Below are 11850 nucleotides of genomic sequence, written 5' to 3'. Positions count from 1 at the left end.
CTTCACCAGGGACGGCCCGGCGATATCGCCGGGCCGTCCCTGTCCTATTTGCGTTCCACTCGCCCGTTTCCTCACGCCCGCCTGCCCTCTGGCCGCGAAAACGAAACACTTTTCCACGGGATGTAACAAAGCATGCCTCCGGAGCGGTAGTTTATAGTGACCGTGGCCACAGATGATGGCTGCAGTGAGGAGTGGTGTCGTGGGCGCAGAGGTATCCGTCGAAGGTCTGACCAAGTCCTTCGGAACGCAGGCGATCTGGGAGGACGTCTCGTTCACCCTTCCCGTGGGAGAGGTCAGCGCGCTCCTGGGTCCGTCGGGCACAGGAAAGTCGGTTTTCCTCAAGTCGTTGATCGGCCTGCTCCGTCCAGAGCGCGGCAAGATCATCATCGACGGCACGGACATCCTCCAGTGCACCGTCAAGGAGCTCTACGAGATCCGCAAGCTCTTCGGCGTCCTGTTCCAGGACGGGGCGCTGTTCGGCTCCATGGACCTCTACGACAACGTGGCGTTCCCGTTGCGTGAGCACACCCGCAAGTCCGAGTCCGAGATCCGTAGCATCGTCATGGAGAAGCTCGAGCTCACCGGCCTCACAGGGGCCGAGGGCAAGCTCCCCGCCGAGATCTCCGGAGGGATGCGCAAACGCGCCGGCCTGGCCCGTGCGCTGGTCCTGGACCCGGAGATCATCCTGGTGGACGAGCCGGACTCGGGGCTCGATCCGGTGCGCACCACGTACCTGGCGCAGTCGCTCATCGACATCAACGCGCAGATCGACGCCACCATCCTCATCGTGACGCACAACATCAACCTCGCCCGGACCGTCCCGGACAACCTGGGCATGCTCTACCGCAAGAAGCTCGTGATGTTCGGTCCCCGCGAGGTGCTGCTCACGAGCGAGGAGCCCTCGGTCCGCCAGTTCCTGCGCGGTTCCAAGCTGGGACCGATCGGGATGTCCGAGGAGAAGGACGACGCGCAGATGCGCGAGGAGCAGGCACAGGCGGACGCCGGCCACAACGACGGGTCCCCGGGAGCCGACGAGGTCACGGGTGTCCCGCCACAGATGCAGCCCACCCCGGGCGGCCCCGAGCGCCGGGGTGAGATCCGCCGTGAGAAGCGTGTGGCAGAGATGCTCGACACGCTGCCGGAGGGTGCGCAGCAGGCCATCCGCGAGGAATGGGCCTCTCGCGGTCACGGCAACGGTAAGGTCGCCGCGTCGGCGCCTGCAGGGGCCACCTCGTCGCAGTCGGACGCGGGCTCCAACTCGTCCGGAGTGGACGAGCACTACGGGTCCGACGAGAATTGACGCGTCGACCGAACCGGGGGGATTTGATGGCGGAGAGTACGACCCAGCATCCAGAAGGACGGGCCGGTATGTCACCGGCTGATGTCGGAGGAGGCTTCCGGACCGCGGTGGGCGGGGCCGGCGAGGTATTCCGACTGTTCCTCGACGTGCTACGAGGGGTCTTCAGGCGACCGTTCCAGTTCCGTGAGTTCATAGAGCAGTCCTGGTTCATCGCCTCGGTGACGATCCTCCCGTCGGCACTGGTGGCGATCCCGTTCGGGGCCGTCGTGGCGATGCAGACCGGGTCGCTCGTCCAGCAGCTCGGCGCCGAGGCCTACACGGGGGCCACCGGCGTCCTCGCCGTCGTCCAACAGGGTGCGCCGCTGGTGACCTCACTGCTGATCGCGGGCGCCGCCGGTTCGGCGGTGGCCGCCGACCTCGGTGCCCGGACCATCCGCGAGGAGCTCGACGCGATGCGCGTCCTGGGGATCGACCCCATCCAGAGGCTCGTCGTCCCCCGGGTGCTCGGCATGATGCTCGTCGCGGTGCTCCTGAACGGACTCGTCTCCATCGTCGGGATCTCCGGCGGTTACGTGTTCAACATCATGCTGCAGGGCGGCACACCGGGCGCCTACCTGATGTCGTTCGGTGCCCTCGCCCAGCTGCCCGACTTCATCATGTCCTCGATCAAGGCCCTGATCTTCGGACTCATCGCCGGCGTGGTCGCCTCGTACTGCGGGATGAACCCCAAGGGCGGACCCAAGGGGGTCGGCGACGCCGTCAACCTGGGCGTGGTCCTCACATTCCTCCTGCTGTTCTTCGCCAACCTCATCCTCACGGCGATGTACCTGCAGATCGTTCCCCCGAAGGGGTCGTAATGGCGATCCATACCGATGTCGGACCCACGCGGGCCCGGCTGAGGGCCCTCGTCCGTGGCCCGGTCAACTCGTTCGACTCCCTGGGTGACCAGCTCGCCTTCCACCTGAGGGCTATCCGCTGGATTCCCCAGACGATCGTCCACTACCGGCACGAGGTGTTGCGTCTGATCGCGGAAGTGACCTTCGGCGTCGGCACCCTGGCGGTGCTCGGTGGAACCATCGGCGTCATCGTCATGATGAGCGGGTTCACCGGGGTCGTCGTCGGCCTGCAGGGGTACGCAGCCCTCGACCAGATCGGCAGCTCGGTCCTCACCGGCTTCCTGTCCGCCTACGTCAACACCCGTGAGGTCGCGCCCGTCGTGGCGTCACTCGCCCTGTCCGCAACCGTCGGCTGCGGTTTCACCGCCCAGCTCGGTGCCATGCGGATCTCCGAGGAGATCGACGCCTTGGAGGTCATGGCGATTCCGAGCGTGCCGTACCTCGTCACCACTCGGGTCATCGCCGGGTTCATCGCCGTCATTCCGCTCTACGTCGTGGGTCTGCTCTCGTCATACCTCGCCACGCGGGGAGTCAACACCATGATTCAAGGACAGTCCACAGGGTCGTTCGACCACTACTTCCATCTGTTCCTGCCTCCGGAAGACGTGATCTACTCCTTCATCAAGGTGATCATCTTCGCCTTCGTGCTGGTGATGATCCACTGCTACTACGGCTACACCGCGTCCGGGGGCCCGGCCGGCGTCGGCGTGGCGGTGGGGCGCGCTGTCCGCACCACGATCGTCGTGGTGGCGATCCTGAACTTCTTCGTCGGACTGGCACTTTGGGGCACGACCACGACGGTGCGGGTGGCGGGATGAACGAGCTCTCCGTACTCTCCAAGCGGTTGCTGGCCGCCCTTTTCATCATTATCGTCCTGGCGTTCGTCGGGACCACCATCGCGATCTACAACCGCGCCTTCACCGACTCGGACGGCGTCACCCTGTACACCGACGACATGGCGTTCGCGCTGCCGAACGACGCCGACGTCAAGGCGCGCGGTGTCCTCGTGGGCCGCGTCTCCGGTGTCGAACCCGACGGGGACCGCGTGCAGGTCAACATGGAGTTCGACCCGGCGCTCATCGAACAACTGCCGGCCAACGTCAGTGGCCGCCTGCTCCCCAAGACGTTGTTCGGTGAGCGGTTCGTCGACCTGGGGTTCCCCGATCAGCCCGTGGGGACGCTCGAACCGGGAGCGACCATCGAGCAGGACACCCGCGGCAACGCGATCGAGTTGGGGCGCGTCCTGGACGGGCTACTCCCCGTTCTCGAGGCGGTCCCGCCGGAGAAACTGGCGGGCACGCTCGGCGCGATCAACCAGGCGTTGTCAGGCCGTGGGGACGAGATCGGCGCCAGCCTGGTCGAGATCGGACAGGTGTTCGACGGCATCAACCAGGAGTTGCCCGCTCTGGAATCCGGGCTGGAGGATCTGGCGACATTCTCCCAGACCTATTCCGAGGCGCTGCCTGATCTCATCAACGCTCTGGACGCTCTGCGCACCACCGGCGACACGGTGGTCCAGCGCCGCCCCGACATCGCCGACGGACTGCGGCGGATCAGCGAATCGTCCGAGGTCCTCACCGGTTTCCTCGCCGCTAACCGCAACGACCTCATCTCCCTGGCGGTGGACTCGCGCACCTCCCTGGAGTACCTGGCTGAGTATTCGCCAGCACTGCCGTGCTCGGTGGGGAATTTCATGACACTTCTGGACCGGTCCGATGCCATCCTGGGCGTGGGCACCGAGCACCCCGCCATCCGGGTGACGCTCGAGCTCGTCAATCCCAGAGGGCGTTACGTGCCCAACCAGGACGAGCCGCGGTTCTTCGACACCCGCGGTCCCCGCTGTTACGACCCGGCGCAGGAGCCGTTCTACTTCGGTGGGGCCCCCGGCGGGGCGATCGCCGACGGGAGCTACCAGATCCCCACCCGCAATCCGGGGCCCGCGTTCATCCCGACTCTGCCCAATCCGCTTCTCCGGGACGGGCCGGTTCCGGCACTCCGTAACCGTGGCTCGGTTCCCCCGGCTCCCGGGCGGGCGGTGCCCGAGCAGCCCAATATGCCGTTTCCGTCAACCGTGACCGCGGGTCAGGACACCGACGTGGTGGCTATGGCCTACGCCGGCTCGCCGCTGGAGACCGACACCGTCCGAACCGTCCTGGGGGTCGCGTCCTCGCGCGGCGCGCAGGAGATCCCTGCCTGGATCGGCCAGATCGGCGCCCCGGCGCTTCGCGGAACGGAGGTCGGTTTCCGATGAACGCCAAACTGAAGGCCCTATTCCGTGGCGGCCTGCTGGGGTCATTCGTCAAACTGGTGGTCTTCATCGTGGTCACAGTGCTGCTCAGTTCGGTCCTCGCCGTGACCATCAGGGGCGGCACCCGGGCGGAAGGTACGGAGTACTCTGCGATCTTCTCCGACGTGACCATGCTGGAGGAGGGCGACGACGTCCGGATAGCCGGCGTCGTGGTGGGCAACATCACCGGGATGGAGATCCACGAACGCGACCTGGCTAAGGTGGACTTCACCCTGGCCGGCGACCGCACGCTGCCGGCCAACGTGCACCTGGCACTGCGGTTCCGGAACATGATCGGCCAGCGGTACCTGAACATCTCCCGGGAGCCCGGACCCGTCCAATCGGCCCTGGAGGAAGGGAGCACGATCGGAATCGAGAAGACCTCGCCCGCGGTCGATCTCACGGCGCTGTTCAACGGTTTCCGCCCGCTCTTCACGACCCTGCAGCCGGAGGACGTCAACGCGCTCGCCGACTCGCTGGTGCGGGTACTGCAAGGGGAGGGCGGCACCGTGACGAGCCTGGTCCGCCAGACTGGTGAGCTGACCAACCACCTGGCCGATCGGGATCAGGTGATCGGCGAAGTCATCGACAACCTCACCCGGGTCCTCGAGACCATCAACGAGCGGGACGTGCAGTTCCAGCAGCTCGTGGTGACCACCAGGCAACTCGTCGAGGGACTCGCCGACGAGCGCGACGCTATCGGCAGTTCGCTCGACTCGATGGCGGATCTGACCTCGTCGGCGGAGAACATCGTCACCGCCACGCGGCCCGCCGTGACGGATTCGCTCGACCACCTCAAGGTGGTCACCGACCAGATCACGACGAACCGCGACACGCTCAGCGAGGTTCTCATCAACCTGCCGCGCAAGACCGACAACCTCATCAGGATGGGTTCGTTCGGGTCCTGGCTCCAGTTCTATCTCTGTGGACTCGACGTGGTGCACGGCCCAGGCACCAACGTGCCCAACCTTCTTCCGAGCGGCGGTCCCACGATCAATCAGCCGGTGTACACGAACGTCGCGCCCCGGTGCCACGCAGGGGGAATCCCATGAGCAAGCGCAGTGCGAACGAGCCGAGGTTCAGCAACGCCACCATCGGAGCGATCGGGGTCCTGGTGATCCTCGCCCTGACCGCCGTGTCGTTCAGACTCGACGCGCTACCGATCGTCGGGGCGGGACCCAAATACACAGCCTACTTTTCCGAGGCCGCCGGGCTAGCGGACGGTAGCGAGGTCCGCGTGGCCGGCGTCAAGGTTGGCGTCGTGACCGACGTGGCGCTCGACGGCGACAAGGTGGCCGTGGGCTTCCGGGTCAAGGACGCCTGGCTGGGTGACGACACCCGGGCGAGCATCCAGCTCAAGACCGTGCTCGGCCAGAAGTACCTCGCGCTCACGCCGGCGGGAACCGGGGAACTCGACACGTCGGAGCCGATCCCGCTTGAGCGGACGGTGGCCCCGTACGACGTGGTCACAGCTTTCTCCTCCGCAGCGGAGACGCTCGACGAGATCGATGACGCCAAATTGGCAGCGAGCCTGGACACACTCACCGATGCGATGCAGGCGTCGCCCGAGGAGTTCCGGGGCGCGGTCGACGGCATGGCGCGTCTGTCGCAGACCGTGTCCAGCCGGGACGCCGAATTGCGGAACCTACTCGAGGCCACGCGTACGAGCTCCCAGATCGTGGCGGACCGTAATGACGACTTCCGGCGCCTGATCATCGGCACCGGACAGTTGTTGGGCGAACTCAACGACCGCGCCGAGAGTCTCAAGCTGGTGTTGGCCTCCACGCGCGGACTGTCGATCGAACTCCGCCGGTTCGTCGCGGAGAACGAGGCCGAGTTCAAGCCGACCCTGGATAGTCTCGACTCCGCCCTGGCGGTGTTGACCGACCACGAGGAAGAGCTGAGGGCATCCATCCACAACCTCGGGCCCTTCTATCGGCTGTACTCCAACATTCTGGGCTCGGGCAGATGGTTCGACACCGTGGTCACCAACCTCGTCCCGCCGGGTATTCCTGAGCCGCCCTTCTATCCCGGCGCCCGCGCGCCGGCCAGACAGAGTGGGATCAACTGATGCACAAGAAGATGCCGTACTCGTTCGTCGGGCTGCTGCTCGTCGTCGTCGTGGCCGCCGTGACTGTGATTTTCCTCGCCGTCACGGGGTTCGGACGCACCAGCATCACCGCCACCTTCCCGACAGCCGTCGGAATATCGGAGGGCTCCGATGTCCGGATCCTGGGGGTCACGGTGGGTTCCGTCGACAAGGTGACCCCGATGGGGGAGACCGTCGAGGTCGAGTTCCACGTCCGCCGGGGCGTGGACGTCCCGGCGGACGCCAAGGCGGTCCAGGTGACGCCCTCGGTCGTCCCTGACCGTAACGTCCAACTACTGCCCGCCTACTCAGGCGGCCCCAAGATGGAATCGGGCGCGCACATCCCCCTCGAGCGGACCGCGACACCGGTCGAGGTGGACAAGCTCTACGCCTCGGTGGAGGAACTGACCGATGCTCTCGGCCCGGAGGGTGCCAACAAGGACGGCGCTCTCGACCGGTTCGTCACCGCGTCCGCGGACACGCTCGGAGGCAACGGTGCCGCACTCGGGCGGTCGATCGACGAGTTGTCGCAGGCCGCGACGACGCTGGCGGATTCGAGTCAGGACATCAGCGAGACCGTGGTCAATCTGCAGTCGTTCGTCACGATGCTCGCGCAGAACGATGCCCAGGTGAGGCAGTTCAACTCCCAGATGTCGACCTTCAACCAGACTGTCGCTGGTCAGCGCGAGGACCTCCAGGGCGCCCTCGCCGAACTGAGCTACGCCCTCGCGGACGTCGCGCGTGTCGTGCGGGACAACCAGGACGTGATCCGCAGCAATGCGGACCGTTTGGTGAGACTCAGTCAGATCACCGCGGACCAGAGGGGCGACATCGAGGAGATCCTCAAGACTGCTCCGTTGGCTCTGTCCAACCTCCTCGGCGCCTACGACCCCGAGGCCGGGCTGTTGTCCTTACGTCTCGGCATCCCGGAGTTGCAGGACCCGGCCGGCGTCCTGTGCCAGCTCATGACACTTGGCCGCCTGAACCCCGGGGACCAGATGCTGGCCGAACTCGACAACCTCCGGCGCGCCGATATCGAGGCCTGCGAGGCTCTCGCGCCGCAGCGCAACGCCGATCTACAAGCGTCGAACCCGGATCTGCCGTTGGGCATCCTCGCTGGCGAGATGAATCAGTCTGTCCCGGTTCCCGGGACGGTCCAGGGCAATCGCGGGTGGCCGATGACGCCCGCCTCGGAAGGGGGACGGGGATGATCCGGCCGACCACGCCCATCCTCGGTCGCGCCGTCCGCGCGGTCGGTGCCAGCGCGCTCGTGGCCGCCGTCGCGGCGGGGTGCTCGTTGAATCTGGAGGACTACACTCTGCCGGGTGGCGCGGACCTGGGTGAGGACCCCATGCACGTGGCCGTCCGCTTCGACGATGTGTTGGACCTGGTCCTGCAGTCGTCGGTCAAGGTCAATGGTCTTGACGCCGGTCGCGTGTCCGGTATCTCGCTGGCGGAGGACGGGTGGACCGCAGAGGTGGACATCGTCCTCCGCGGCGACATGGAGCTCCCCGCCAACGTCGAGGCCTCGATCCAGCAGACCAATCTCCTTGGCGAGAAGTTCGTGCAGCTCAGCCCGCCGGAGGACGAGCCGCCCACCGGAGAGCTGTCCGGCGGTGACGTCATCGCCAGTTCGGACACCCGCACGGCTACCGACATCGAGCAGGTTCTCGGCGCGCTGTCGCTGTTGCTCAACGGCGGCGGCGTGGACCAACTGCAACCGATCGTGGCCGAACTGCGCAAGGCCACCGACGGCCGCGAGGAGGATCTCACCCGGACCCTGCGATCGGCGGAGGAGCTCATCGGGGGCCTGAACCGGCAGCGCGACAGCATCACCGAAGCCCTCGAGGGCGTGAACCTCATGACGTCGCGTGCCAACGATCAGCGCCAGCAGATCGAGGCGGCGCTCGACGAGCTGCCCGCCGGGGTGGCGGTGCTCGAGGAGCAGCGCTCGCAGTTCGTGGAGATGCTGCGCCGGGTCGACACACTGGGCCAGGTCGGCTCGGAAGTCCTGCTCACCAGCAGGGAGGACCTCATCGCCGACCTGCGGGCGCTGCGCCCTGTGCTGCAGTCCCTCGGCGAGTCGACTCCGGAGCTCATCGAACTGATCGGTTTCGTCCCCACCTTCCCGTTCCCGGACTCGTCTATCCCGGCGACCGTCGGCGGCGCGGCCAACATCTTTCTCTCCGTGGACGCGACGATCTCTGAGACGCTCCGGAATCTGGGGGCGAATCAGGGCGAACCGGTGGTTCGCCGTCCGAACACCACGAGCGGGCCCTACGTCGTGGACCCGCAGAACCCGTGGGTCGGCGACAACGGCCCGGACCGGCGGACGACCATCGTGCTGCCGCTCCTGCCGGTCCCGCCGGTCATGGACCGGGCGGTGGTGCCCAAGCCCGCACCAGGAGTCTCGGAGTTCTCCGAGAACTACCTGCCCGAACCAGGAGAGCCAGGAAACCGATGAGCAAGACACTCCGCACCCAGCTCATCGCCTTCTGTGTGATCGCCGCGGTCGGGATCACCTATGTAGGTGCCAACTACGTTCGCTTACCTTCGCTGTTCGGGATCGGCCAGTACCAGGTCTATCTGGACCTACCCGAGACCGGCGGGGTGTTCACCAACGCGGCCGTCAACTACCGCGGCACGGCGATCGGACGGGTGGGCGAGCTCTCGCTCACCGACGACGGTGTGCGAGTCGAGCTCGACCTCGACTCGAGCGCCCCCGACGTCCCGGCGGACACCGAGGCCGTGGTCGCCAACCGCTCCGCCATCGGAGAGCAGTACGTGGACTTGCGACCCAACAGCAGCTCGGCGCCGTATCTCGAGGACGGGGACGTGGTCTCCGCCGGACGTGAGGCGTTGCCGGTACCCGTCGAGAACCTGTTGGCCTCCGTCGACGACCTTTCCCGATCGGTCCCCTTGGACGATCTCGAGGTGACCGTCGATGAACTCGGCAAGGCGTTCCAGGGCCGGGGACCCCAACTGGAGCGACTCTCGGACTCCCTCATCCGGATTTCCGAGTCCGGTATCCGCACCATGCCGCAGTTGCAGACGCTGATCCGCGACGGGGCGACCGTCCTGGAGACGCAGGCCGACCAGTCCGGCGAGATCGTCAGTTTCTCCCGCGATCTCAGGACGGTCACCGAGGCGTTGCGTGACTCGGACTCCGACCTGGAACGGCTGATCACCACGGGACCGGAGTTCGCCGACGAGACCCGCTATCTGGTGGAGAACTCCGGCGCCCCGCTCTCTGGAGCCGTGCGGAACCTGTCGGCGACGATGAAGACAATAGATCCACTGGCGCCGTCGTTCAAGGTGCTCCTGCAGCTGTTGCCGGCACTGGCCGCCGGCGGGATGTCCGTCGCTCCTGGGGACGGGACCATCCACTTCGGTCTGTCCCTCGAGACGAACAACCCACCAGCGTGTACGCAGGGGTACGAAGGTACGTGGGAGATCATCGACCAGATGAAGGCGCAGGACCCGTCCTTCGACTGGCAGGAACAGAACTTCCCGCCCAACTACGACGCGCAGTGCACCGTGCCCTTCGGCAGCCCCACCGCGGTCCGCGGTGCCGACCGGGTGGAGTACGCGCACCCGGACATGCCGCAGCCGTGGGACACCAAGCCCAAGATCGACCCCGACAAGGCCAACCTGTCCGTGGCGGCCACGCAGCTCGCGGTCCTGCAGGGGCTGATTCCCCGGTGACCGCGCGGCCGGGCGGCGACTCGGCGGACGGCGGGTCCGGTAGCGTCGCCGCCATGAGTTCGCAGGGAACGGAGGGGGGCGCGCGCCGCCCCGCGGGGACGGGGACCGTGCCGAGATGGCTGGTGGTCCTCGCGGCGATCATCCTCGTGGCGGGGCTGGCGACGTTGGGGGTGTTCGGGGTGCGTTACGCCCAGGCGCGGTCGGCACAGGAGGTGGCGTCCGAGCGCGAGGCGGCCGCCGACGTCGCCGCCCAGGTGATCATCAACGCGTTCAGCTTCGACCACCGGAACGTCGACGATTCGCTGGAGCAGCTGGCAGAGGCCTCGACCGGCGAGTTCCTCACCGAGCAGGAGCAGTGGGCCGACGATGTGCGGACGCGCGTCGTGGAGCAGAAGGCGGTCACCACGGCCACGGTCTCGCACACCGCTGTCGAGACCCTGGACCTCGAGGCCGGCGACGCCGCCGTCCTGGTGGTGTTCACCGCCCACTCCGAGCGGGAGGGCCAGGATGACATCACCGGCCGTCAGGCGATGCGCGTGGACCTGACGCGAGAGGACGGCACCTGGAAGGCCGACGCGGTCAACCAGGTGGGCGTGACGGTCCCGGTGGGCGAGTCCAGCCGGTCCGTGCAGGAACTCGACGCGCCGGAGGAACAGGACGACCCGGCCACAGAGGAGGAGTCGACCCCCGCGCCGACCACCTCCGCCGGACGATGACGAAGGACGACAGTCGCTGATGCCACCGATCAAGAGAACCCAGAAGTCGGTCAATCCGGCGCCCCGTAGGCGGCTGGCCGGACACGCCGGACAGACCCGACCCGAGGGCGGGACCGCCACGGACCCCACGTCGTGGGACGCACGAGACGACGAGGTGGGCGGCGACGGAACCGGGGCGGGTCGCGGGGAACGGCGTGCCGGCCGTCGGCCCGGTGGTCGCACGATCGCGTACTCCGCCATCGCGACGGGGCTGGCCGCCGGGGCCATCGGGGCGTTCCTGGCGACGGAACCCGGGGTCGACGTGGACAACAGGGCGTTCGTTGACCGGGAGGCCACCGAGGAGGTCCTCTCGGCAGCGACGACCAACGTCCAGCGGCTCGTGGCGATCGATCACGAGACCCTCGACGAGTATCACGATTCCCTGGGGGAATTCCTCACCCCGAAGCTCGTCAACGAGTTGGACGAGAACTGGCCCGCGTTGCGTGACAGCTACGAGCAGTCCGCGACGAGCGTCGACGCAGAGGTCCGCGAGGCCGGTCTCGCCTACCTGCAGGGCGACAAGGCCGAGGTGTTGCTGGTCCAGGATGTGTCGATGACCAGGGACGGCGCGGCTGCGGGAAGTACCAGCGGCACCTATCTCGTCGGTCTGGACAGGATCGACGGCGTGTGGAAACTGTCGAGGATCCCGGATCTGCCCTCCTGACGAGGACTGGTCGGGAACCGATCCGGCAACCGACCGTGCCAGATCCTTGACGAAAGTGCTTTCACCCGTCACCCTTTAGGGGCATGGGGCGAGTGCCGTAGAGGTTGAGTGCGACACGGTCCGGGTGCGACGTCCCGACTGGGAGCCGATGAGG

Annotated in this window: 11 protein-coding genes; all 11 read left to right on the top strand. The window is 67.0% G+C overall.

Translation table 11 applies throughout. From position 1 onward, the window contains the following. Positions 1–199 precede the first annotated feature (199 nt). The 11 genes from G6022_RS03425 (at position 200) to G6022_RS03375 (ending at position 11696) form a co-directional block, all read left to right on the top strand. On the top strand, positions 200–1300 hold the full coding sequence (locus G6022_RS03425) for an ABC transporter ATP-binding protein (protein ID WP_132063034.1): 1101 nt from the start codon (positions 200–202) through the stop codon (positions 1298–1300). Positions 1301–1368: 68 nt separating this feature from the next. Continuing rightward, positions 1369–2157, top strand: a complete 789-nt coding sequence (locus G6022_RS03420; protein WP_067716806.1) for an ABC transporter permease — start codon at positions 1369–1371, stop codon at positions 2155–2157. Next, entirely contained in the window at positions 2157–3014 is an 858-nt protein-coding gene (locus G6022_RS03415) for an ABC transporter permease (RefSeq protein WP_007631815.1), read from the top strand. The genes G6022_RS03420 and G6022_RS03415 overlap by 1 nt, the downstream gene beginning before the upstream one ends. After that, entirely contained in the window at positions 3011–4447 is a 1437-nt protein-coding gene (locus G6022_RS03410) for an MCE family protein (protein WP_159149058.1), read from the top strand. Before G6022_RS03415 ends, G6022_RS03410 begins: the two co-directional genes overlap by 4 nt. After that, positions 4444–5535, top strand: a complete 1092-nt coding sequence (locus G6022_RS03405; RefSeq protein ID WP_063971831.1) for an MCE family protein — start codon at positions 4444–4446, stop codon at positions 5533–5535. The genes G6022_RS03410 and G6022_RS03405 overlap by 4 nt, the downstream gene beginning before the upstream one ends. Continuing rightward, positions 5532–6554 (top strand): MCE family protein, encoded by a 1023-nt coding sequence (locus G6022_RS03400; RefSeq protein WP_119192183.1) that lies wholly within the window; start codon positions 5532–5534, stop codon positions 6552–6554. The genes G6022_RS03405 and G6022_RS03400 overlap by 4 nt, the downstream gene beginning before the upstream one ends. Further along, complete coding sequence (locus G6022_RS03395) at positions 6554–7783, top strand: MCE family protein (RefSeq protein ID WP_069389563.1); 1230 nt, start codon at positions 6554–6556, stop codon at positions 7781–7783. Before G6022_RS03400 ends, G6022_RS03395 begins: the two co-directional genes overlap by 1 nt. Next, positions 7780–9036, top strand: coding sequence for an MCE family protein (locus G6022_RS03390; RefSeq protein ID WP_063971834.1), 1257 nt, complete (start codon positions 7780–7782; stop codon positions 9034–9036). The genes G6022_RS03395 and G6022_RS03390 overlap by 4 nt, the downstream gene beginning before the upstream one ends. Beyond that, positions 9033–10277 carry an MCE family protein gene (locus G6022_RS03385; protein WP_182639493.1) on the top strand — a complete coding sequence of 415 codons (1245 nt, stop codon included), beginning with the start codon at positions 9033–9035 and terminating at the stop codon, positions 10275–10277. The genes G6022_RS03390 and G6022_RS03385 overlap by 4 nt, the downstream gene beginning before the upstream one ends. Before the next feature lie 53 nt (positions 10278–10330). Next, positions 10331–10993, top strand: coding sequence for a hypothetical protein (locus G6022_RS03380; RefSeq protein WP_187701019.1), 663 nt, complete (start codon positions 10331–10333; stop codon positions 10991–10993). A 19-nt stretch (positions 10994–11012) separates the two neighbouring features. Further along, positions 11013–11696 carry a hypothetical protein gene (locus tag G6022_RS03375; RefSeq protein WP_182609594.1) on the top strand — a complete coding sequence of 228 codons (684 nt, stop codon included), beginning with the start codon at positions 11013–11015 and terminating at the stop codon, positions 11694–11696. The last annotated feature ends 154 nt before the right edge of the window (positions 11697–11850 follow it).

It is taken from the genome of Dietzia sp. Cai40, from assembly GCF_014145165.1.
Taxonomy (GTDB): domain Bacteria; phylum Actinomycetota; class Actinomycetes; order Mycobacteriales; family Mycobacteriaceae; genus Dietzia; species Dietzia natronolimnaea.
This window is presented reverse-complemented; position numbering and strand designations above follow the sequence as displayed.